At 66.2% G+C, this 21,114-nt stretch carries 28 protein-coding genes and 1 tRNA gene; 14 read left to right on the top strand and 15 right to left on the bottom strand.

Features of this window, described 5'->3' with window-relative positions; genetic code table 11:
• Window positions 1-147 precede the first annotated feature (147 nt).
• Together J2X36_RS12505 and J2X36_RS12500 are read left to right on the top strand one after the other, a co-directional pair.
• On the top strand, window positions 148-888 hold the full coding sequence (locus tag J2X36_RS12505) for a Crp/Fnr family transcriptional regulator (protein ID WP_310350054.1): 741 nt from the start codon (window positions 148-150) through the stop codon (window positions 886-888).
• A complete protein-coding gene (locus J2X36_RS12500; protein WP_310350052.1) occupies window positions 885-1,130 on the top strand; it encodes a hypothetical protein in 246 nt (81 codons plus the stop codon). Before J2X36_RS12505 ends, J2X36_RS12500 begins: the two co-directional genes overlap by 4 nt.
• On the opposite strand, the gene J2X36_RS12495 is transcribed toward J2X36_RS12500, so the two are convergent.
• From J2X36_RS12495 to J2X36_RS12485, 3 genes are all read right to left on the bottom strand, one after another.
• On the bottom strand, window positions 1,127-1,294 hold the full coding sequence (locus J2X36_RS12495) for a hypothetical protein (RefSeq protein WP_310350050.1): 168 nt from the start codon (window positions 1,292-1,294) through the stop codon (window positions 1,127-1,129). The genes J2X36_RS12500 and J2X36_RS12495 overlap by 4 nt on opposite strands.
• A gap of 209 nt (window positions 1,295-1,503) precedes the next feature.
• Complete coding sequence (locus J2X36_RS12490) at window positions 1,504-1,767, bottom strand: DUF6894 family protein (RefSeq protein ID WP_310350048.1); 264 nt, start codon at window positions 1,765-1,767, stop codon at window positions 1,504-1,506.
• Window positions 1,767-2,480: a Crp/Fnr family transcriptional regulator gene (locus J2X36_RS12485; protein WP_310350047.1), complete on the bottom strand. Its 714-nt coding sequence runs from the start codon at window positions 2,478-2,480 to the stop codon at window positions 1,767-1,769. Before J2X36_RS12485 ends, J2X36_RS12490 begins: the two co-directional genes overlap by 1 nt.
• 277 nt (window positions 2,481-2,757) lie before the next feature.
• Here J2X36_RS12485 and J2X36_RS12480 point away from each other — a divergent pair, with 277 nt between their 5' ends.
• Both J2X36_RS12480 and J2X36_RS12475 read left to right on the top strand, forming a co-directional pair.
• Window positions 2,758-3,138 (top strand): hypothetical protein, encoded by a 381-nt coding sequence (locus J2X36_RS12480; protein ID WP_310350045.1) that lies wholly within the window; start codon window positions 2,758-2,760, stop codon window positions 3,136-3,138.
• Entirely contained in the window at window positions 3,135-3,932 is a 798-nt protein-coding gene (locus J2X36_RS12475) for a Crp/Fnr family transcriptional regulator (protein WP_310350043.1), read from the top strand. Before J2X36_RS12480 ends, J2X36_RS12475 begins: the two co-directional genes overlap by 4 nt.
• Window positions 3,933-3,947: 15 nt before the next feature.
• Here the strand turns inward: J2X36_RS12475 and J2X36_RS12470 are convergent, their stop codons facing one another.
• Both J2X36_RS12470 and J2X36_RS12465 read right to left on the bottom strand, forming a co-directional pair.
• Window positions 3,948-4,178, bottom strand: a complete 231-nt coding sequence (locus J2X36_RS12470) for a DUF6894 family protein (protein ID WP_310350041.1) — start codon at window positions 4,176-4,178, stop codon at window positions 3,948-3,950.
• Window positions 4,179-4,630: 452 nt separating this feature from the next.
• Entirely contained in the window at window positions 4,631-4,846 is a 216-nt protein-coding gene (locus J2X36_RS12465; RefSeq protein ID WP_310350039.1) for a hypothetical protein, read from the bottom strand.
• A 229-nt stretch (window positions 4,847-5,075) separates the two neighbouring features.
• On the opposite strand from J2X36_RS12465, the gene J2X36_RS12460 reads away from it, so the two are divergent.
• From J2X36_RS12460 to J2X36_RS12450, 3 genes are all read left to right on the top strand, one after another.
• Window positions 5,076-5,861, top strand: a complete 786-nt coding sequence (locus J2X36_RS12460) for a Crp/Fnr family transcriptional regulator (RefSeq protein ID WP_310350037.1) — start codon at window positions 5,076-5,078, stop codon at window positions 5,859-5,861.
• The gene (locus J2X36_RS12455) at window positions 5,858-5,995 is read left to right on the top strand and encodes a hypothetical protein (RefSeq protein ID WP_310350034.1); all 138 of its coding nucleotides are present in this window, start codon (window positions 5,858-5,860) and stop codon (window positions 5,993-5,995) included. The genes J2X36_RS12460 and J2X36_RS12455 overlap by 4 nt, the downstream gene beginning before the upstream one ends.
• Before the next feature lie 586 nt (window positions 5,996-6,581).
• Window positions 6,582-6,818, top strand: a complete 237-nt coding sequence (locus J2X36_RS12450) for a hypothetical protein (RefSeq protein WP_310350033.1) — start codon at window positions 6,582-6,584, stop codon at window positions 6,816-6,818.
• A gap of 789 nt (window positions 6,819-7,607) precedes the next feature.
• On the opposite strand, the gene J2X36_RS12445 is transcribed toward J2X36_RS12450, so the two are convergent.
• The gene (locus J2X36_RS12445) at window positions 7,608-7,919 is read right to left on the bottom strand and encodes a hypothetical protein (RefSeq protein ID WP_310350032.1); all 312 of its coding nucleotides are present in this window, start codon (window positions 7,917-7,919) and stop codon (window positions 7,608-7,610) included.
• 567 nt (window positions 7,920-8,486) lie between these two features.
• Between J2X36_RS12445 and J2X36_RS12440 the strand changes: the two genes are divergently transcribed.
• The 4 genes from J2X36_RS12440 (at window position 8,487) to J2X36_RS12425 (ending at window position 10,503) form a co-directional block, all read left to right on the top strand.
• Window positions 8,487-9,188 (top strand): Crp/Fnr family transcriptional regulator, encoded by a 702-nt coding sequence (locus J2X36_RS12440; protein ID WP_310350031.1) that lies wholly within the window; start codon window positions 8,487-8,489, stop codon window positions 9,186-9,188.
• 141 nt (window positions 9,189-9,329) lie between these two features.
• A complete protein-coding gene (locus J2X36_RS12435; RefSeq protein ID WP_310350029.1) occupies window positions 9,330-9,587 on the top strand; it encodes a DUF6894 family protein in 258 nt (85 codons plus the stop codon).
• A gap of 316 nt (window positions 9,588-9,903) precedes the next feature.
• Window positions 9,904-10,176, top strand: a complete 273-nt coding sequence (locus tag J2X36_RS12430) for a hypothetical protein (RefSeq protein WP_310350027.1) — start codon at window positions 9,904-9,906, stop codon at window positions 10,174-10,176.
• Between the two features lie 90 nt (window positions 10,177-10,266).
• On the top strand, window positions 10,267-10,503 hold the full coding sequence (locus tag J2X36_RS12425) for a hypothetical protein (protein ID WP_405029775.1): 237 nt from the start codon (window positions 10,267-10,269) through the stop codon (window positions 10,501-10,503).
• A 174-nt stretch (window positions 10,504-10,677) separates the two neighbouring features.
• Here J2X36_RS12425 and J2X36_RS12420 read toward each other — a convergent pair whose 3' ends face one another.
• The 3 genes from J2X36_RS12420 to J2X36_RS12410 form a co-directional block, all read right to left on the bottom strand.
• Entirely contained in the window at window positions 10,678-10,923 is a 246-nt protein-coding gene (locus J2X36_RS12420; RefSeq protein ID WP_310350026.1) for a hypothetical protein, read from the bottom strand.
• 179 nt (window positions 10,924-11,102) lie between these two features.
• Entirely contained in the window at window positions 11,103-12,452 is a 1,350-nt protein-coding gene (locus tag J2X36_RS12415) for a vanadium-dependent haloperoxidase (RefSeq protein ID WP_310350024.1), read from the bottom strand.
• A gap of 299 nt (window positions 12,453-12,751) precedes the next feature.
• Window positions 12,752-13,141: a hypothetical protein gene (locus tag J2X36_RS12410; RefSeq protein WP_310350022.1), complete on the bottom strand. Its 390-nt coding sequence runs from the start codon at window positions 13,139-13,141 to the stop codon at window positions 12,752-12,754.
• Window positions 13,142-13,374: 233 nt separating this feature from the next.
• On the opposite strand from J2X36_RS12410, the gene J2X36_RS12405 reads away from it, so the two are divergent.
• Entirely contained in the window at window positions 13,375-13,533 is a 159-nt protein-coding gene (locus tag J2X36_RS12405) for a hypothetical protein (protein ID WP_310350020.1), read from the top strand.
• Between the two features lie 237 nt (window positions 13,534-13,770).
• Here J2X36_RS12405 and J2X36_RS12400 read toward each other — a convergent pair whose 3' ends face one another.
• The 4 genes from J2X36_RS12400 to leuC all read right to left on the bottom strand — a co-directional run bounded on the left by J2X36_RS12400 (window position 13,771) and on the right by leuC (window position 17,683).
• On the bottom strand, window positions 13,771-14,037 hold the full coding sequence (locus J2X36_RS12400) for a hypothetical protein (protein WP_310350018.1): 267 nt from the start codon (window positions 14,035-14,037) through the stop codon (window positions 13,771-13,773).
• A 426-nt stretch (window positions 14,038-14,463) separates the two neighbouring features.
• Window positions 14,464-15,999 carry a DUF6538 domain-containing protein gene (locus J2X36_RS12395; protein WP_310350098.1) on the bottom strand — a complete coding sequence of 512 codons (1,536 nt, stop codon included), beginning with the start codon at window positions 15,997-15,999 and terminating at the stop codon, window positions 14,464-14,466.
• A 100-nt stretch (window positions 16,000-16,099) separates the two neighbouring features.
• Window positions 16,100-16,184, bottom strand: a tRNA-Leu gene (locus J2X36_RS12390).
• A gap of 86 nt (window positions 16,185-16,270) precedes the next feature.
• Window positions 16,271-17,683, bottom strand: coding sequence for a 3-isopropylmalate dehydratase large subunit (gene leuC / locus J2X36_RS12385; protein ID WP_132251769.1), 1,413 nt, complete (start codon window positions 17,681-17,683; stop codon window positions 16,271-16,273).
• Window positions 17,684-17,958: 275 nt separating this feature from the next.
• On the opposite strand from leuC, the gene J2X36_RS12380 reads away from it, so the two are divergent.
• Together J2X36_RS12380 and J2X36_RS12375 are read left to right on the top strand one after the other, a co-directional pair.
• Window positions 17,959-18,888, top strand: a complete 930-nt coding sequence (locus J2X36_RS12380; RefSeq protein ID WP_310350097.1) for a 2-hydroxyacid dehydrogenase — start codon at window positions 17,959-17,961, stop codon at window positions 18,886-18,888.
• On the top strand, window positions 18,885-19,670 hold the full coding sequence (locus tag J2X36_RS12375) for an AprI/Inh family metalloprotease inhibitor (protein ID WP_405029774.1): 786 nt from the start codon (window positions 18,885-18,887) through the stop codon (window positions 19,668-19,670). Before J2X36_RS12380 ends, J2X36_RS12375 begins: the two co-directional genes overlap by 4 nt.
• A gap of 31 nt (window positions 19,671-19,701) precedes the next feature.
• Here the strand turns inward: J2X36_RS12375 and J2X36_RS12370 are convergent, their stop codons facing one another.
• Window positions 19,702-20,262 (bottom strand): cytochrome b, encoded by a 561-nt coding sequence (locus J2X36_RS12370; RefSeq protein WP_310350016.1) that lies wholly within the window; start codon window positions 20,260-20,262, stop codon window positions 19,702-19,704.
• 44 nt (window positions 20,263-20,306) lie between these two features.
• Window positions 20,307-21,077: a TetR/AcrR family transcriptional regulator gene (locus J2X36_RS12365; protein WP_132251764.1), complete on the bottom strand. Its 771-nt coding sequence runs from the start codon at window positions 21,075-21,077 to the stop codon at window positions 20,307-20,309.
• Window positions 21,078-21,114 lie beyond the last annotated feature (37 nt).

Here is a 21,114-nt window from a genome sequence, read left to right as displayed (position 1 = left end):
ACAGCGCAGACGCTGTGGATCCCATGTTCGGCCTAACCTGGGCAAATGAGAGCGCCTCAGCAGCACCTTAGCCAGGATCTGCCATCAGCCGCTTCGCTGACGGCTGGGGCGCCACGTGCCTCCACCTGCAGGCACGACGAGACCCACTTGGCCCCAGCGTCCGACACCGACCTGATCCCGCTCATCCGCAAGCTGGAGAGTATCGCGCAGATCTCGGACGCGGAACGCCAAGCCATCCTCAGCTTGCCCGCCAACATCCGGCTGTGTGAGCCGCGTCAGGACATCGTCTGCGACAAGGACCAGCCGTCCCACTGCTGCCTCGTGCTCTCAGGCTGGGTCTGCCGCTACAAGCTCCTCACCGAGGGCAAGCGCCAGATCCTGTCGTTCCACATCCCCGGCGACCTGCCCGACCTGCAGAGCCTGCAGCTCGCGGTGATGGACCACAGCCTCGCCAACGTCACGGCCTGCCGGCTCGCCTTCATCCCCCACGAGAATATGCGCGAACTCGTGGTGCGCTTCCCCAACTTAGGTGCAGCCCTCTGGCGAGACACGCTTGTTGATGCGGCCATCTTCCGCGAGTGGATGACCGGCATCGGCCGCCGCACCGCGCAGGCCCGGATCGCGCATCTGTTCTGCGAAATGTACCTGAAGCTGCAGGCGGTGGGCCTGGCCCGCAGCTATCGCTGCGAGCTGCCGTTGACGCAGAGCGACATCGCCGACGCACTCGGGCTGACCAACGTGCACGTCAACCGCTCGCTGAAGGCTCTCAGAGGCCAGGAGCTGATCACAACGCGAGGTCGCGAGCTGGTGATCCATGACTGGCCGGGCCTGACCAAGGCCGCCGAGTTCGACCCGACCTACCTGCACCTGGGGCCGCGCGCCGCATGAGCCTGCATCTTCAGCCTGCCCGGGTGGACACCGGCAGCTCCGACGAGGAGTGCGAGCTGGTCTTCGCCGACAGCCGCCTGGTGGCGGTGCTGGTGCGCCTGTCGGAGGAGCACGGGGACGAGGCGGGGCTGTGGTTCCTGGAGGCCGGCTTCGGCCGGGTGGACCATCCGGATCCGCCCACCTTCGCCGATCTCGACGCGGCATTGGACTGGATCGCGCGACAGCGGACCCCGGCCTCCTAGCTGCCGCAGCCGAAGGGCTCCTGCACGGCCAGAGGGTGGAACCGGGCGGGCTCGACGCGGGTGACGATCCGCTTCCTGCTGCGGCAGAGCTTGCACCGCCCGAGCCTGCGCACGAGCGGCTCCGCTCGGGTCAGTGCCTCCGCCGCCTCACGCACACCCTCCACCGGCTCCTGCACGGCCGCAGCCAGGCACGGATCGCAGTAGGCGGACGGTGCGACCGCCCGCAGGTAAGTCGATACAAGCTCGGAAAGCGGCACCGGGCGGGCTGATCCAGCCTCTCTGTCAGGGCCCACCGTCTGAAGCGTGTAGCAGGGCATGGGGCTCCGGTGCTGCCGGCTCGGCGGCACGAGGCGCTGCCCTTGCCGGCCTGGGCTCAATCCTCGTCGTCATCCCTGTCCGTGACGGTGTCACTGAAGGGCACGGTGAGCACGGGCTGACCCGCCTCGTCCGTGATCTCGAACGAGCACACCATCCAGTCGCGCACTGTGTCGGTGCGGGTCCGCGCGATCGTGTCCCGCGCCACGTACAGGGCGTGCTCGCGCGCCGCGTTCACGTCGGCCAGCTCATCGCCCTCCTCATCGACGGCCAGACCCGCAGGTCCAGGGCGGTGCCGAAGATGGAAGAAGTAGCGCGGCATCAGGCCCCCTCGATCAGCCGGGCGTACTCGGCTTCGGGCAGGCCGTAGCCGTCATCGGCCACCGCCACCAGCGCCTCGCGATCGAGCACGGTGATGCGCCCGCGCCGGGCCCGGATCAGGCCACGACCCTCCAGTGCCTGCACGGACAAGGTGGTGCTACTGCGCTGCACACCCAGCATCATCGACAGGAACTCGTGGGTGAGGTGGAGTTCACCGTCGTCGAGCCGATCCTGGCACATCAGCAGCCAGCGGGCGAGACGCACATCGACCGTGTAGGTCGCGTTCACGAAGGCCGTTTGAGCGGTCTGGATCAGCTGCACCTGGATCGAGCGCAGCAGCAGCTTATGCAGGCTTGAACTCTGACCAACGGCCACGCACAGCACCTCTGTCTTGATGCTCAGCATCTCGCCCGCGCTCTGGATGAAGTGGTGGTGCGGCGTGCGGTCGGAGCCGAGCAGCACGGGCGAGGCGCCCACCAGCCCTTCACGGCCGATGATGCCGATCTCGACCTTGCCGCCAGAACAATTGGTCGTGATCGAGCCAAAGCCCACTTCGGGGAAGAACAGCTGTTTGATCTGTGCGTTGGGCGCAATCAACGTCTGGCGCAGCTCGGTCGCGAGCGGCTGCAGGTGTGGCTGCAGCAGGGCGAAATCGTCTGCCGAGAGCGCCTTCAGGAGGCGGTTGCGGACGCTGGAGTGTTCCGGCTGAGGCACGGCTCTGCTCCCCATTGAGGCAAGAGCACACGCTGTCTCCCAAGCGCCTGCGCCCGATGTTTGGCAGGCGATGCGGGCAGTGTCTGCGCCTGATGGGGATAATACAACCGGCCTTTCTGCTTGGTGTGATACCACACCATTGCAGAATTGTGGGGTATCACACCAAAACTCTTCCGCAGCTGACATTTCTGCCCGACTGCCGCTACATCTGCATGATCCTGTGTTTGTTTTGTCATAAGCTCGGCTGCGAGTGGCTCGATCAAAGCGGGAGCGCGGCATGGGTGCGGTAGATGGGCAGCCTGTAGTGCTGCTGACCGAGACGGATGCGCTGCTCGGGATGGACCTCAGCGAGGCTCTGGCGAGAGCCGGTTACCGCGTGGTCGGCCCGATCGCGGCCGCCGAAGAAGCCTTGGCGCAGATCGAGCGGGAGGCGCCCAGCCTGGCAGTAGTCGACACCGCGCTCAAGGACCGGCCCTGCACCGACCTGCTGCGCGAGCTGCGCCTGCGCGGTGTGCCCTGCCTCGTGCACACCGATGGCGAGCCGGGCACCCCGCTCAGCCACGAGGCGGGCGCTGTGCGCTGGCTCAGGAAGCCGGCCTGGCCGCAGGACGTGGTGGTCACCCTGGACGAGTTGCAGCGGTTGGAGACACGGCCATGAGAGATCTGCAGCCCGCGATCGCCGCCTCCTCCATCCGCTGGACTGACGAGGAGGCGGGCTCCCGCAACCCCCTGATCCGCAAGCTCGAACGGTTCGTGCCCCTGTCAGAGGATGACAGGGCTGCCCTGGAATGGGTCTGCAGCTCACCGCGCTCGGTCGAGCCGCACCTCGACCTTGCCCGCGAGGGCAGCGTGCCGGAGGACGCGATCGTGGTGCTCGGAGGCTTTGCCTGCCGCTACACGCTTCGCCAGAATGGCGCGCGGCAGATCCTCGCCTACCTGCTACCGGGTGACCTCTGCGACGCTGACCTGCCCAACCTCGGCCGGATGGATCATGCTATCGGCACTCTCTCGACCTGCATGGTGGTGCGCGTCCCGCGCGAGACGCTGGTCAGCCTCACCGAGCATCATCCGAACGTCGCGCGGGCTCTGCGGCTGGCTAAGCTCGCCGAGGAGGCGACCGCCCGGGCCTGGATCGTCAGCCTGGGCTGCCGCTCGGCCACGGAGCGCCTGACGCATCTCTTCTGCGAGCTGCGCACCCGCCTGGAAGCAGTCGGGCTGGTGCGGGAGGGCTGGCATCCTCTGCCGCTGACGCAGGTTGACCTGGCCGACACGCTGGGGCTGTCAAACGTGCACGTGAACCGGGTGCTGCAGAATTTGCGGCGGAAGGGGCTGATCTTGCTGAAGGGCCGCAGCTTGAAGCTGCTGGACCTGGAGGGGCTCAGGGCCGTCGCAGAGTTCAGCCCGCGCTACCTTCAGGCCGGGCCGCGTCAGAATGGGCAAGCCTTGCTCTGACCGATCGCGGCTCGCCTACTCCACCTGCTCGGCGGAGAAGCGCAGCTTGAGCCGGGTGCGGTGCTCCTCGTCGGAGACGAGCATCTGCCACTCAGCGCCATCCCGGAGGCCGCGGCCCGCATCGCGCAGCATCATGCCCGCGGTCTCGATAGCTGCCGCGCGCGCCTCGTCCAGCGAGGCGCACTCGGTGCCCTCGTCATCCGTGAGGAATTGACCATCGATGACGTTGAAGAAATAGCGAGCCATGAGGCGCTCCGCTTGAGCTTAGGCGGGAGCACGCGTCTCTCAGCCGCTGGCGCCCAGGATCTCGGCCAGCGATCGATGACCTATAGCCGGTTTCTCGCTCAGCGTCATGGAAACGCACTGCGCCGTTGCTGCCGGATTGCTGCGCCTGCATTGTCGATGCCAGTACGATCTTTGCTGGTACCGGGGCGGATGCTGTGCGCTCATAGCGCCTGCTCAGCGGGCTGGCTCGTCCGCACGCCGCTCAGCTTGAGGCGTTCAATCGTCGAGGGTGCGGAGCAGGGCCAAATGGGCCTGAGCAAGCCGGAGCGTCCGCCTGATCTCTCGTAGGATCTCCTCGGCAGCGCCACAGGCTTCCCCGCGGCCTGCAAGCCCGCTAATCAGGCCGATCTGCCGGTCCTGGCGCTGTTCAGCCTCACGGACAGCCCGGCTTGCGATCTGAACAGGGGTCTCGCTCATGGAAGCTGCCGCAGGTCCCAGAGACGCTGCTGGCGCTCGCGCATAAAGCGCAGTGCCTGCTCGAAGCTGGCGAGGGTTGTCTCAGCCGCTGCGGTGTCGTGTCTGCTGGATCTGAGATAGGCGATCAGCGCCCGTTGCAGATCGCAGCGGCGTGCGCCTTCGGAGACACACAGAGCGGCGAATGAGAGATCGGCGAGGGGCGAGTAGGCCACGGCTGACACTCCTCGGCCCGGCTCTGAGAGCTGATCTTAACACAGGTCAACATCCGGTCCTAATCCGACCGACACGACGGCAGCAAGCAGCGGAGGGACGCAGGCCCGCAGCCTAAGCTCGCCTGCTGCGATGAGCATAGTTGATCGCGGCTGGAAGCTCTTTTCACGCGTGATGCATGTTCTAAATTGTGTCCAATCAAGATGCGCATTCAACCTAGGTGAAAAGGCGATGCAGGACGACGCTCAACCCAGGAACGATCCTTCAGGAAAATCGTCTGATCTAGTCAGCCGCCCGCCGAACCCCCTGATCCGCAAGCTGGACAGTCTGGCGAGCCTGTCGGATGCCGACCGAGCCGTGCTGGAGAAGATCAGCGCCGACACCCGGTCCGTGCCGGCACAGACCGACCTGATCCGCGAAGGGGACGCGCCGAACGGTGTCTACCTGATCCTCGACGGCATGGCCTGCCGCTACAAGCGCCGATCCCGCGGCGCACGCCAGATCATGGCCTACCTCATCCCGGGTGACTTCTGCGACCTCGATGTCGCGATGCTAAAGGAGATGGATCACGCTATCGGCACGCTCTCGGCCTGCAAGGTCGTGCAGATCCCCCTCGACACCATCCAGGAACTGCTGCGCAGCCACCCCGCGATCACGCATGCCCTGCGGCTCGCTACCCTCGTGGACGAGGCGACCCTGCGCGAGTGGCTGGTCAATGTCGGGCGCCGTTCGGCCGAAGAGCGGATTGCGCATCTGCTGTGCGAGTTGCTGCTGCGGCTTCAGGCGGTCGGGTACGCGGACGCGGACGGCTACGCCTTCCCGCTGACGCAGGTCGATCTCGCCGACACCACCGGCCTGACCAGCGTTTATGTGAACCGGAGCCTGGGAAGCCTGCGCGAGCGCGGGCTGATCGATATCTCCGACCGACACTTGCGAATTCTCGATCTTCCACGGCTGCAGGCCCTCGCCGAGTTCAAGTCCAATTACTTGCACCTTGTCAGGAAAGCCGCCGCATGACGCTGCGTCTTCAGCCTGTAAAGGTCGCCACGGGCAGCGACGACCAGGAGAGCCAGCTCGTGTTCAAGGACGGCTTTCTGGTGGCTGTGCTGGTGAGCCTGGCGGACAGCCACGGCAGCGATGCGGGCAAGTAGCACCTGGAGGCGGGGTTCGGGCCCGTAGATGATCCCGATCCCCCTCTCTTCTCCGACTTGGACGAGGCGCAGGAGTGGATCATGACACAGCTGGCGCCGGGCACCAGCTAAGGAGCGAGAGCTGAGCCGAATTGGCCGCGGTCGAAGAGACCCGCTGCGTTCCATAATGTCCAGTAGGCGAATGGCTTTGCGAGCTATGGCCAGCGGTCGGCGCCTTCGAGGTTAAAGACACCTCTGTCTTTTGCCCTAAGATCCTGGGCAGTCTGCTGAGCGCATCAGGGGGCTCGCCCATTCGGCGGTGGCGCGAAACACCGAATGCCGGCGGCCCCTCCGAACGGGGGCGCGGCCGGCGCATAGAATTCCTTAGTCGAGCGGCGCGCCCGCGAGGCCGCACGGGGGCCGGCGAGACTGGCCCTCGGCTGGCGTGGCCCGCGCGGCGCGGACGAGCACTTCCGGAGACTGTCCGGAGGGGCAATTTTCGGTTCCATAAAGCGGCTTACGCAAAGGGAAGCGCGGGGATTATGCGAATTTGGCGCGGTCCCGCACAGCTCTGAGACGGGCTCTTCGGAAGGGCGTAGGCTGCGCCATGTCCGAGCTAGAGGAAAAGCGCGTCTATCTCGCCCAAGCCGACCGGCATATTGCCGAAGGCGAGACACGCATCGCCGATCAGGTCGCACTGATCGCGCGCCTGAAGAAGGACGGGCATGACCTGAACCTCGCCCGGGATTTCCTGCACGTGCTCGTAGGCACCCTGGCCCAGTGGAACGTGCATCGGCAGCTCATCCTCAACAGGATCGCGCAGCTCACGACGCCTGAGCCGTGAAGCGACCGTTTCCATAAACCCGCTTACGCGAAAGAAAACATGCAAGGCACGCGGTCACGAGCCCCTGTCAGCACTCGACACAGATCGGCTTCGCAGCCTTCACGCCTTCCTCAAGAAGGCGGCTCATCCTGTCCCCCCTGTTGTATCCTGGGTCGACCGGCAGACGGACCAGACTCTCACTTTCTTCGGCGCCGGACCTTAGGCGAGAGATCACAGCGACCTCGGCCGAGCGGGTCGGACGCAACTCTTCCCAACCTGCTCGACCCGCTTGTGAGCGTCTGAGAGCCGCAATGGGGTTTATGCCGGCCCCTTGTTCCCGAAAAGCTGGCGCGACAATGCGCTTTGGTACTGCTTGCGATCCCTTATTGAGAGAAAGCAAAGTCCCTGCAACGGGCTGGCGAGGAAGGGAGGCGTACTGACCCGATCCTTTGAAAAGGACTGAGCAGCCACTAATAAGAATAAGGGCGGCGCAGCCGACTGTGACGCGAGCCAGAAACATGGCAATTACACTGCTGGCCGTGCCACGCCTTAGCAATTAGCTTAGAGTTAATTTTCCCCGTCTCTGGAGGGGTTCTCCCGACTTGGTGCGAAGCCGTTCCCTTATCGTCGGAGAGGCTGCGCGGCGACCCTGCTTCAGCTCCATAATTCCCTTCACGCGAGGCGTCTGGCTCCATAAAGCTTAGCCAGCGAACGGACGTTGCGAGTGTTGGCTCCGTGGCTTCGCGCGGGCGTGCGTACTGGTCTCACATGCGAGCTGCCGATCCTGCCCCTTGGTCACTGGACGCGGCGTCAGTGCGTCTGCGAGGCCGCGATCTCCTTCACGATGTTGAGGCAGCGGTGCCGGGCCTCCGGATCGTCGATCTGAATGAACGCCTGCAGCAACTCGGTTGCTTCCACTAGGCTCACGTCGTAGCCCTGGACCTTCACGGCCGAGGGGTTCTGCCTGAGCAAGGCCGATGTGACGCCTAGCGCCTCAGCCAACTGATCCAACGTGTGTTGCGCGGCTTGAGGCAGCGGCAGAGCTTCGCATTCCTCAGCGTTGTTCCGGAACGCTTCAGCGTCTGTGGACCCGTCCCGGTCCGCCGTGTCAAAGTAGATCATATACATTCCCCATCGCGACATTCGATGGCCGCGCGTGTTCCAGCCTGGAATGCGGTGCAATATGCATTCCCAGCTTGTATATCGCCTGGCTCAGACATGCGGCCCGCGGAACAGGTCGCCTGATGCCTTCCTGCGGAACAGCGTGAGCCAGCGCCTGCGCCGATGCTCCGGCCGGTCGTGGATCATGTGGCAGCGTTGGCAGAAGGCGACGAGATTGCCGCCTGCGTTGTTGCCCGTGTCGTGATCGCGGTGGTCTGCCGAAATTATGCGACACAACGTTCGCACCTCGCCAAGGAGATGGGCCTCGGGCAGCGGCGCCGGAACCGGTAGGCACAACCGACGCTCATAAGAACTTGGGCCGCCACAAAGTCACGTAAGCCGCTTCTGGAAGGCTCTGAAACGTTCCGCAGGGGCCAGCCATATTGGAACGCTCCTGAGCCGAAGTGCCCCTCTCCGCTGATGCTCCCATCTCCAACTGGATTGTTCGCAACCGAACTCTAACGGAGCAGTTGTAACCTGCGTTAGCAATCCGGGTTGAAGGGCCGAAGGGGGTAGGGCAAGCCGGTCATGTTCATTGGCCATAGCTCAGGATCATCAGCGCTTTTGGCGCGGCAGGCTGCGCACCCTGTTCTGCGGGCTGTCGTGCGCGAACGAACCCTAGACCGGGACCAAAACCTCATCGAGCAGGGTGAGGCGCCTCAGGTGGCCCACATCCTCTTGTCCGGCTTCACCTGCCGGTATCGCACGCTGCTGAACGGCCGGCGGCAGATCACCGCCATCCTGGTGCCGGGCGACATGTGCGATCTTGAAGCCGTTTTGCGCGGCTGGGCGGACAGCGGGATCAAGGCTCTCACCCGCTGCGTCTTTGGGGAGATCCCCCTTGAACAGCTCGCCGATCCGCTGCGGCAGGAGCCTGACCTTGCGCGGGCGCTGCTCCATCAACTCCTGCATCACAAAGCCATCGACAGCGAGCGGTTGCTGAGCCTCGGCCAACGCTCCGCCCTACAGCACCTCGCCCACCTGTTCTGCGAGCTACAGGAGCGGCTGGAGACGGTCGGAGTGGCGGAGGAAGATGGATACAAGCTGCCCCTGACGCAGAGCGAGATTGCCGAGCTGACCGGCATGACGACCATTCACGTCAACCGCACGTTGCAGGCGCTGCGCGGCCAGAACCTCATCCGCTGGCAGAAGGGCCGGTTGAGCATACTGGACCGGCCGGCTCTGGAGCGGCTTGCGGAGTTCGATCCGGCGTACCTGCGGCATCTATGATCTCGCGGTATGGGCGAAGAGCGGATGGTTGCTCCTGCGCCGAGCGGTGGGGGTTAAGGTTCATCTGAGTGAAGGCATGCCGCCCTGAGAGGTGGCAGAAGCCCGCGTGAGTTCGAGGGGGCGCACGATCTGAGGTGCCGAATGCCGCTATTCTTCTTTCACCTGCTCACGGATGATGGGCTGGAACATGATGACATCGGGCTCGATCTTGAGAGCGTCGAGGTCGCCTACCTTGAAGCGATGAAGGCGATCCCCGGCGTAGTCTACGACTTCGGAGCACGAGGGCGGCGCCCGCTGCACTATGCGTTCGAGATCGTGGACGCAGAGGGAAGGCACGTGATGAAGGTCCCTTTCCAGGAGATCCTGGATCCGATCGAGCGACGGTACGGGCACGCTTAGGTAGATCGATCCTCGCACACCCGCGCCTACTGCTCCCGACTGTGCCATGTGAGACCGCTTCTCGGGCGCGGGCGTGCGTACTCCTCAGCCTTTGCCGGCGCCAGGTTGCCGCTGGGCGTGGTCGGCGCAGTGAGATGGAAGTGCTTGCGGCCGCCCGTGACGGCCTCCACCAGCAGGTCGACGGCATCCATAAGTGCCTACGCGTGAGATGATGCGGTACCGCACTCCTCCGAACATGGGCCGTGCCGACGCGTTCTCTAAGAACGGCAGGAGCTGAAACTTCCGTCGCTCCTGATCCGGCTTAGGGAGCATAGCCATGGCTGATAATGCTCAGGCTCAGGCAACGCCGGGACGAGGCTTCCAAGTTCGGCAGGTCACCAACATCCAAGCTTCATGGCAAGAGCAGCAACGAGGAGAGGAAGGGCTCTTCACCCTGCAGCTAATCCTCGACAACGGGGTCGAAGAGTACATCATCGAACCAGACGGAGAAGATTTGGAGCCGCTGCTGAAGCTATTTCAAATGAGCAAGCACACGACATTCGACATTGATCGGAAGGTGCTTATGTTCTCCAATCTGGGTGTCGAGTAAACCCATTGTCGCGGCAATAAACCGCTTTCCGCAGATCGAAGAACCCCGCTGGCCTTCGATAGGTTGAGGGCAGTGTAACCGCAAAAGTGAGTGGATGCGATGATCCCGCAGGCTGCTTCTGAGCCCAGGATATTGCTCGTCTTCATCGGTGCAGTGCTTGTGTTCGGCGGCATCATCTTCACGGCTCTCAAGGGAAACTGGGGAGGTCAGTTCAAATCCAGGAGCCGGACAGACAGTGCTTCAGGCCTGCGCCCCCGCGCCAATTGGCCTGGATTGGCCATGCTGGTGGGCGGGATAGGATGCCTTTTGGCTGCGGCCGCGGTGTGATGTTGAGGATCCGCTTGATGCTTCTCGTCTGGAGTTCTTGAACCAGGAGATCCTGACCAAGGAAAGTGCGGTTGGATCAGCCGCGATCCCGGCATTCTTGACCGAGTGAGCTGCTCCCGGCTCGGTCGAGGAAGTCGCGCCGCTCGGCGCCGACGAAGACGCGGTTGCGAGCCATCAATCCTTCCGCCTTGGGCCATCACGCTCGGCCTCATATCGCCGAACGAGCCACGCCAGCAGACCATCCTCGTCAGCCGCAAACCAGATCGCAGCCATGAACAGCGCGCCCAGGATGAGGGCGAGAGCTATGTCCGGCAGCCAACCCGAGGCGTACAAGCCGATGACGCCAAGGCCAATCAAGGCGGCCACTGCAACCGTCAGCCATTGCGCGAGACCGAACAGCGTCCAGTGGCGAGGGATCATAAAAACCCGCTCCCCGAGCGGTCCTTGAAGGCGTTGGCGCAACGGATGTAGCCCACCACCGTCCGTGGGTCGCGGTGGACATTCTGATCCATGACGCGGGCGAGATCCACCTTGAGACGGATCTTACCACCGCCGTCCGCATCAGACCCGCCTGGGCGCAGACAATCCGCTGTGTACCGTTAGACCAGGTGCCCGTCACCAGCCGGGATGTCGAAGTTCTTGAAGGCGTTCACTACGACGTCTCCGACTTGGCTCCCCATGACCAAGCCGGCTTCGGCCGAGTAGGCAAAATGAACGCCGGCATAGATCCGGCTCATCGCCTCCTCCTGGGCGGCCTGGTCGAAATTGTCGAAGTGGAGAACTACGTCCCGCACCGTCTCGCTGGTGGCCGAGAACGGGATCGGCCCGAAGAAGTCGGTCATCACCTTGGCGGCAAGCGCCCCGATCACCGAGTGGCCGGACGTGTACTCGGGGTGGTCCGGCGTGACTGGCAGGAGCGGCAGCCAGTCGGCGTCCGCCCGCGTGGCGCGGTTCCCGTCCTCGCCCGCCTCGTGGATCGCCGTGACCGGCCGCCACGCCTCGTAATGGTACTTCGTCTCCCAGCACGCCGTGATCGCGTCCGCGAGGCCGACGTTCAGCATAGTCAGGAGATAGGCGCTCTCCAGTGGCGAGCGTCCCTGCTCGGCGAGGATGTTGTCGGCGATGTCGCTCCACTGCCCGACGCGCGTGTAGCTGTCCTCGTCGTTCGACCACCACAGGGCACTCAGCGTCTGTTCCGGCGTCCGCACGCTCGAGTTCACCTCGCCCAGCAGCTTCACCTGCTTGAAGTCGGCTGCGTACTCGGCACTTGTGAGGTCAGGCGGCGGCCCTGGCCGGAACTGGTCCGCGCTCGCCAGTACGAAGGGCTTCACGTCCCCCCAGTCCGGCTGGATGGCGAGCGTGTAGTCCGGCGGGGTCGGCCGGTACTCGCCCGGCTCGTGCCCGGCTACCAACCCTAGGTGGGCGAGTTCTTCCGACCCATCGTGCGCGCGCGCAGCGATTACCGCCTCGGCGACGTTCGTGCCGAAGGCCACACCTCGCTCTTCCGCTCGTCCGTCGTGGATCTCGTCGAGCCTCGCCTCGTAGGCCCGGTCGAGGGCTTGTTTGTAGCTCGGGAAGAACTCCACCAGGATCTCGTGCGCTGCCGCGCTGACGGCCGCGTCCGCCGAGATCCCGGCCGGCGCCTTCAGGTTCACGAGAAAGCCAGGCTGGTTGTTGATGGCCTGCAGCACGTCGAACATGGCGATGCTCTCCATCGCGAGCGCCCGTGAGACATAGGGCGCATCCTCCGGAGGCTGTGTGATCGACGCGTGCCGAATGGCATCCAGAGCGGCCTGGTTCCAGTCGAGGACGACGTTGTCGAACTCAGGATCCGGGTCGGGTACATCGTGCCACCCGTCGGAGGGGGGCTGAGCCTGAGGCGCCTTCTGATGAAGCTCGCGCGAAGTGTCGTCCGAGTTCCGAGCCTGAGCCCAACGGTCTGATCTCATCCGGCGCATTCCTCTTTCCGCAGACACATGGCGGCAGGGTGGGCATCAGCGCAGTCGGGCAAGAGATCCGATCTACGCGGTGGCACGATCGAGGCTGGCTGAACGGTGCAGGGCGCGGATCCTGGCCGAAGGCAGGGCCTAGGAAAAGAAAAAAGTTACACTTCTGAGGACAAGTTCCATCATCTGTAAGCATATTTCGTATAAATGAAATCTTATACGCTTTTGTGTGACCTAGTTGCGCTCAATACGCTTGCCACCTATTCGTTGGTACGCAGAGCTACATTGCCCAAATTCAGGCATCAATTCTTTGGTCCGCTCTCTGGCGCAAGCGAAAGCCTGCCCATCATCTGCAACTGCTCACCGCATTCGATGGCGCTGCTCGGCGTCAGAAGGATCGAGAGCACAGCTCCGCTCACGAGCCGGACGTCGAGGATCGGACGAGCACCGTGATCGATCGCGCCAACTCTCCAGCTTGCGGCGGGCAGCCGACCATTCGAGATCTTCGAGCCTGGGGCCACAGACGAGCATCTCGGGTCGCACAGAACGCTCGCGGCTAGGAGGGCCTGACCCAGGATGGCTGCTTGGTTGGGACTGATCGGCAGGGCGATGTTTTTGCCGCCGGCGTGCACCTGGATCTGCACGCTGTTTGGAGGGCCGGCCTCAACGGAGAGTTCAACCGTTGGCATCATCCTCCCTCCTTCGAAGTCTCGGGGCTAAGCGTCAATCATCCTGATCCTCTGTCTGCAGGCGCATCGGTGTCCACTCCAATTCGCTGAATACCTCCGGTTCGACCGTCCGGTCCGGAGCAAAGCGGTGCGCGTGCTCAGCCTGGAGGGCCGGGAGTGCGAGCCGGCCACCGTCGCCAACGCGCGCCAGAATGGAGCCCGCGGAATCACCGTAAAATGCGTGCAATCACGAGGCGATGATCCCGTTCGAGCGGCTGCGCCCTGACGAGTATGTGCCGGATGTCGCGCTGCGCTGCCGGTGCACGGCTTGCGGCGGCCGGCGAATTGAGAGCTATCCCGACTGGTCGGGCGGCTGGCGCTGGAAGGCGCAGGGGCTTGGCCGAGCAGGCACCTGAGTGACTGGCGCGCGACCCTCTCGCAATCCAGGCGCGCAAGGTGCTGGCTGCGCTCACGGACGAGTTCGCCACGCCTAGCAAGATCGCCGTGCGCGCTGGGCTGCCAACGAAAGAGCGCGCCGAAGCGGCCGCGCGGATCTGCGAGGCGCTGGAGCGGCGCGGATTGGCGGAGCGGGGTGGGACGAAGGCGCTACCGAAGTGGCGGCGGGCTTGAGAGGTCCGGCTCTAGAACGAGCCCTAAAGCCTTGCCACGCCCCGTCGGTAGTCGGCGAGCGTCACCTGATCGATTGCCTTGTCACGAGATCTCTGTATTCGTTCTACCAAATCTAAATTGTGGGCGCATCGGCTTGCGAAGAAATGCCCGTCATCAGTCCAGGTCTGGCCGTACGGCATGGCTTCAACGTGCCCCTCCCACGGAAGCGTGTTGTGGTTGTCAAGCGGCCTGACCGGCCCGGCGGTTCGGCCGTCGCGGGTGCGGTAGTGGAGGCCGTCTTGCAACTTCATCAGCTATCCGTGAGCGACGAATAACCCCGCGAGCTGTGAGGCTGCGGAGCGAGTCGGTGCTCTGGGGCGGCTCCGCCGGGCGAACCGGGGGCAGTTGTGAACCAGCGGAGCCGTGCCGGAAGGCGCACCTCCAGCTCGATGATCCTGGCACTGCAATGCGGACGGCAAACTCACGCATGTGAAGCGCGGCAGGAAAAACCCCGCGGGCCAGAGGCTGCGGGGCAGGAGTTAACGGACGGTGAGAGGGGCCCCGCCGACATCGGATCGGGGGGATAGACCTAAGTCGACGGGCCCTGCCGGTTGTCGAAGCCGACCGCGGCACCCTCTGCCCTGCTGCTGGCCGCAGCCTTCGCAAAAGTGAAGTGCGAGGCGCACGAAAAGCGCGCCGCGGCGAACCGGATAGGCCCATCACCTCCCCAGCCATCCCTATGCCGACGAGGATGACACCAGTGCTGGGATCTTCATCAGTTCGCGGTGCAGCGCCGCCATCTCGAACTCACCGTACTGATCTGCAACCGTGCGGGTGCCGTGCCCCGTGATTGCATTCACGATGTCAGACGCCAGTCTGTATCGCCTCCCCAGCGTCTTCACGCGGTGCCGCCAGCTGTGGTTCGGCGCCAGCCGCTCATCGGTCAGGCCGAGGCCCCGCACCCAGCGCCCCAGCACCTTCGTGCCGTTGCCGCCCCGCTTGCCGAACTTGTCAGGTCGCAGATCCGCAAACAGCGGGCCGCTGGCTACACTTCGCGCGAACGTCAGGAAGCCGCTGTCGAGGAGAGCCTGATGCAGCGGCACGGCTCGCTCGGAACTCGCCGTCTTCAGCGGGCCAGCCTCAGGATCGAACTTCATGCACCAGATACCCTCGATCTGGCGCACATCCTCGCGCCGCAGCTGACACACCTCCGAGACCCGCGCACCTGAGTAGGCGCACAGCCAGGGCACCCAACGCAGGACAGGGTCCGCCTCGCCCAGCGCAGCTCGCAGGACGATAGCGGCCTCCTCGTCACTGAAGCCACGGATGGTTTCCGCGGCCTTCCGCTTCGCATTCATGCGGACCCGCTCAGCCGGATTGTTCGTCAGCCGGCGGTTGTCAGCGCCCCACTGCAGGATGGTGCGTACCGCAACGAGTTTGCCGTCGCTGATCGTCTTCGGCGACAGGCCTTCGGCGATCAGAGCCTCCTTCCAGCGGATGACATCGTCAGGCGTCAGCCGCGCCGCATCTTCATGGCCAAGGAAGGCCGCGAACTGCCCAATCACCCGCTTCCACTCGTAGAGGGTCTTCGGTGCAGGATGCTTCTCGGCTGCCCAGCCCTTCACCAGTTCCTCAAAGCTGACAGCCTTCTGCTCCTTGGACACCGCTAGGGACAGTGCTTGTGTGGTCGCCACCACCGGCACTCCGTCGAACTCGCCTTGAGCATACCGCGCGAGCGCGAGGCTCGCCCGCTGCACGGCAGCGGCCACAGCCTTCGCGAGCCTCTCTCGTCCGACCTCGTCAACGATGAGACCTCGGGTCCCCAGCAGCCGCTCAGCCGTCTGCACGCACCAAGCTTTCATCTCACGAGCGCTCTGGCGCTCCGGGTCGAAGGAGCCATGCAGGAAGTCAGCGAGCAGCGTTCGAGCATCGGCCGCTGGCAGAGCAGCCCAAAGCTTGCCGCCCAAATCTGTGCGCCAGAAGCTCTGCTCGCTCGGGTTCGCCTGGTGCTTCTGGAGCCACCAGTCGTGTACCTCGCGGGCGAGGCCATGCGCCTCGATCTCAGTCAGGCTGCGCGAGCCTTGCCGCAAGGCAGCCCAGCGGGCCTCCAGCTTCGCGAGTTCTTCGCTGAACCGCCTCTTGGCTTCCGCTGGGTCCTTCGTCCCGAGGCTGAGGGTCACCTCCTTCCGGCCAACAGCAGCGACGAGGTCGGCCGGCACACGCCTGCGGAGCCAGAAGACTTTGGTACGGGGATGCAGCTGAGGCCGGGACATCGGGAGGACCATGTGTGTAGCACCGCTGTGTAACACGCGGGCTCGTCTAACCACATGATCTGACTGAACTTCTTTGCGGATCAGCGCTTTAGGCGGCTGATGGTGCCCAGGAAAGGACTCGAACCTTCACCTCTTGCGAGACTGGTACCTGAAACCAGCGCGTCTACCAATTCCGCCACCTGGGCCCGTCGACCGCGTGCGGTCGGCGTTGGCGTTCGTTTAGGGGGCGGAGGCGGGATCGTCAATCCGGATTCCGCCCCGCTTCGCACGTTCAGGCGCTCGGCCACTCGCGGATGTCGACGAAGCGGCCGGCCACGGCCGCCGCTGCCGCCATGGCGGGGGAGACAAGGTGGGTGCGCCCGCGCGGGCCCTGGCGGCCCTCGAAATTGCGGTTCGAGGTCGAGGCGCAGCGCTCCTCGGGCCGCAGCTTGTCCGGGTTCATGCCGAGGCACATGGAGCAGCCGGGCTCGCGCCAGTCGAAGCCGGCCGATTTCAGGATGCGGTCGATCCCCTCGGCTTCCGCCTGCGCCTTCACCAGACCGGAGCCCGGCACGACCATCGCCGAGACGCCGGGATGGATGGTGCGCCCCTCCACGATCTTCGCCACGGTGCGCAGATCCTCGATCCGGCCGTTCGTGCACGAGCCGATGAAGACCCGGTCGAGGGTGATGTCGGTGATCTTCGTGCCGGGCGTGAGGCCCATATAGGCGAGCGCCTTCTCCTTGGACTGGCGCTTGTTCTCGTCCGCAATGCCCGACGGGTCGGGAACGCTGCCCTGCACAGAGACAACGTCCTCCGGGCTCGTGCCCCAGCTCACAAGAGGCGGCAGGTTGGCCGCATCGAGGCGCACCTCGCGGTCGAAATGGGCGCCTTCGTCGGTCAGGAGGCTCTCCCAGTAGCGGCGCGCCCGGTCGAAGGCCTCGCCCTTCGGCGCCTTCGGGCGGTCCTTGACGTAGGCGTAGGTGGTCTCGTCGGGCGCGACCATGCCGGCGCGCGCGCCGCCCTCGATCGACATGTTGCAGATCGTCATGCGGCCCTCCATCGAGAGGGCGCGGATCGCCTCGCCCGCATACTCGATGACGTGGCCGGTGCCGCCCGCAGTGCCGATCTCGCCGATGATCGCCAGGATGATGTCCTTGGCCGTCACCCCCGGCGGCAGCGTGCCGTCCACGGTGACGCGCATGTTCTTCGCCTTGCGCTGCAGGAGCGTCTGCGTGGCCAGAACGTGCTCGACCTCCGAGGTGCCGATGCCGTGGGCGAGCGCACCGAAGGCACCGTGCGTCGAGGTGTGGGAATCGCCGCAGACGATGGTCTGGCCGGGCAGGGTGAAGCCCTGCTCGGGGCCGATGATGTGGACGATGCCCTGGCGCCGGTCGAGGGCGTCGTAGAACTCGATGCCGAAGTCGCGCACGTTCTCGGCCAGCGCCTCGAGCTGCGTGCGGCTCTCGGGATCCTCGATGCCGAAGCGGCGATCCGAGGTCTGGACGTTGTGGTCGACCACCGCCAGCGTCTTCTCCGGGTGGCGCACCCGGCGCCCGGCGACGCGAAGCCCCTCGAAGGCCTGGGGGCTCGTCACCTCGTGCACGAGGTGGCGGTCGATGTAGAGGAGGCTGGTGCCGTCCGGCTCGACATCGACGACGTGGTCGTCCCAGATCTTGTCGTAGAGGGTGCGGGGGGCGCTCATGATACAGGTCGCGTCTGGTGTGGATCTCGTCCGGTTGCCGGATCGGACCCCTTTAGTAGTGTCGCCGAGCCCGTTTCGGAAGTGGCGGATGGCGGCTCGGCGCAGATGGCTGCCCGGATGAACCCGCATGGTGCCGGAAACCGGCCCGCGCAGCCCGCTTCTGCCGCCTGACGGGCCGCCGCGCGGCCGCTATAAGGGCGGCCTCCTGTCCGCACCGTGCGGATCCGCTCCCGGGACCTGAGACGTTGCGCCCCGACCTCCTCCTCCTCCGCCCGATGCAGCCCCTCGTCATGGAGGCCCTGGAGCGGGCCTTCACCCTGCACCACCTCGACGCGGCCGCAGAGCCCGCGGCCCTCCTCGCCGAGGTCGGGCCGCGGATCCGCGGCATGGCGGTCAACGCCCACGCGCCGATCGATGCGGACCTGCTCGCCCGCCTGCCGAACCTCGAGATCGTCGCAAGCTTCGGCGTCGGCTACGACACGATCGACGTGGGCGAGGCGCGCCGCCGCGGCGTCGTCGTGACCAACACGCCGGACGTCCTCTCGGACGAGGTGGCCGATTTGGCGCTCGGCCTCCTCCTCGCAACGCTCCGCCAGATCCCGCAGGCCGACCGCTACCTGCGGGCCGGGCGCTGGCCGGACAAATCCTTCCCGCTCACCGCGACCCTGCGCGACCGCACGGTCGGCATCCTCGGCCTCGGCCGCATCGGCCGCGCCATCGCCCGCCGGCTCGAGGGCTTCGGCGTTGCCATCGCCTATCACGGGCGCTCCCGGCAGGCGGTGCCGTACGCCTACCACGCCTCGCTCCTCGATCTGGCCCGCGCCGCCGACGTGCTGATGATCGTGGCGCCGGGCGGCCCGGAGACGCGGGGCGTCGTGAACGCCGAGGTTCTGGAGGCGCTCGGCGCGCAGGGCATCGTGTTGAACGTCGCCCGCGGCAGCCTGATCGACGAGGCCGCCCTGATCGCGGCCCTGCAGGCCGGCACGATCCTGGGCGCCGGCCTCGACGTCTTCGCCGACGAGCCGCACGTGCCGCCCGAACTGATGGCGATGGACCACGTGGTGCTGCTGCCGCATGTCGGCTCGGGCTCGGTGCACACCCGGGCGGCGATGGGGCAGCTGATCGTGGACAATCTCACCGCGTGGTTCTCCGGCAAGGGTCCTCTCACGCCGGTGCCGGAGACGCCCTGGAGCGGACGCCCGTGAGGCGCGTGCTCGCCGCCCTCCTGCTCGCGGGCTGGCCCGCCGGGCTGCAGGCGCAGGAGGCGCCCCCTCCCCCCTTCGTCGCCAGCCTGCCGGACGCGGCGACCGGCGTGCCGGGCACCTGGGACCTCTCCCGCGACGGAAGCACGCGGCGCTGCGTGATGACGCTGACCGCCGAGAGCGGCGAGGCCGGACGGCGCCTCTTCTTCCCGGCGGGCTGCCGCAAGGCGCTGCCGGTCCTGAACGGTATCGCCGGCTGGCTCTTCACGGACGGGGCGATGCGCCTCGTCGACCGCAATCTGCGGCCCGTCCTGATGTTCGCCCGGCGCCCGGACCAGCGGAGCCTGCTGGCCTCCTCGGAGGGCGGCGAGACCTACAGCCTCGTGCCGCTGCAGATCCAGGCGATGCGGCCGCCCGAGCCCCCCTCGGCGGAGCCGGCCGAGACGGCGCCCTCCGCCGCAGGCGGCACCGCAGCCGCGCCGCCGCAGGAACCCGGACCGGCACCGGGCGTCTACGCCCTCGACCGGTACCGCGACCAGGATGTCTGCCGTCTCTCCCTCGCGCCGGGCGACGGTTCGGCGGCCCCGGTGCACATCCTGGACGGCTGCCGCGACAGCGGGCTGGCGATCTTCGACCCGGTGACGTGGCGCTACGCCTCGGGACGCCTGACGCTGGTGGCCAGGCGCGGCCACGTCGTGAACCTCGTGCCGATCGGCGAGGACAAGTGGCGCCGCGACCCCGAGACGGGGACGACCTTCCAGCTGCGGAAGATCGAGGGCCCCTGAGGGAGCCCGCTCGCCCCGAACGCCCGGATCCCTAGACCTGCGGCCTCTGGGCCGGCAGCATCCGCTCGTGCAGGCCGTCGCGACGGATGGCGACGTGCCAGGCCGTCGCCAGCACGTGGAGCACCACGAGGGCGTAGACCGCCCATTGCCCGACGAGGTGGATCTGCTTGAAGACCGGCTGCAGCGCCTCGTTCTTGGCGAGGCCCGGCACCGTGAAGAGCCAGAAATACGGCGTGTCCCGCCCCGCGAGCGCGCTCAGCAGGTAGCCGCTCAGCGGCATGACCAGGAAGATCGCGTAGAGGAGCCAGTGGTTGACGCGCCCGAGCAGAGTCAGGGCGGCGGGCGTGCCCGGATGCGGGGGTGCGGGGTGGATCATCCGCCAGACGATGCGGGCGACCACGACGGCGAGGATCGTCAGACCGACCGACTTGTGCAGCACGAACATGGTGCCCTTGGCCGGCGCCTCGCGGGCGAGGCTCTCGGCGATCCAGGCGAGCGGCAGAACCGCGAGGACCAGGGCGGCGGTCACCCAGTGCAGCGCCTGCTGCGTCGCAGTGTAGCGCAGGCGCGCCGGTCGCGCGGTGTCGGCCATCCTGTTCCCCCCTCCTGTTCCCCCTTCCCCGCCCGCGGAACGGCTCAGATCGCCGCGGCGGGGTCGCCCCCGAGCGGGTTGCCGTCATCCTCGTTGCGGGCGTCGCGCGTGCTGCGGCGGGGACGGCGCTCGAGGAACGAGCGGCCGAGCGCGCGCAGCGGCGCCGAGAGCCGGCGCAGATCCTCGGCGCGCTCCATCACGCGCTCGCCGTTGCGGATCTCGCGGTCGAGCCGGGCCATGGTGCGGGCGAGCGACGGGTCGTCGTCGTCGAGCCAGGTCTCGACCACGCGGGAGAAGGCGATCACCGTGCCCTGCAGCTTGAGGCGCCCGAGGGGGCCTTCCGTGTCGATGCCCGCAGCCGCCAGCATGTAGCGGTGCGAGTTGAGGGCGACGCCGTTGAGCGCGATCATCGCGAGCGGGTCGCCGCGGAGCGCGTACGAGATCCGGCGAAGGGCCGGCTTGTAGGGGGTCATGGCGTCGAGACGGCGCATCAGCACGTCGAACAGGCGCTCGCGCGCGGGCTCGTCCGCGAGGTCGGAGGTGTCGCCCTCCAGCACCGTCCGGTCGATCAGGCGGGAGAGGCCGCCGAGCACGGCGCCCTTGGAGGGGAAGAGATCGCGCATCTCGGCGAGACTGAGATCCGCCTCCCGGGCGATGTCGCCGAGTTCGATGTCGTTCCAGGGCTGCTCGGCAGCCAGCCGCATCAGAGCCTGGACGGCGGCCTCGCGGGGCGGGAGCTTCGGCGCCTCGGCTTCCGGCCCGGCAGCCTTCGCCGCCCTCGTGCTCCTGCCCTTCGGGCTTCCGGACTTCTCCATCGCGTCCCGCTCCTCGTCGGCCTCGCCCTCTATGTAA

Source organism: Methylobacterium sp. BE186 (assembly GCF_031457035.1).
GTDB lineage: Bacteria > Pseudomonadota > Alphaproteobacteria > Rhizobiales > Beijerinckiaceae > Methylobacterium > Methylobacterium segetis.
Note: the sequence above shows the minus strand (reverse complement) of the source record. Positions and strands in the feature narration are given on the sequence as shown.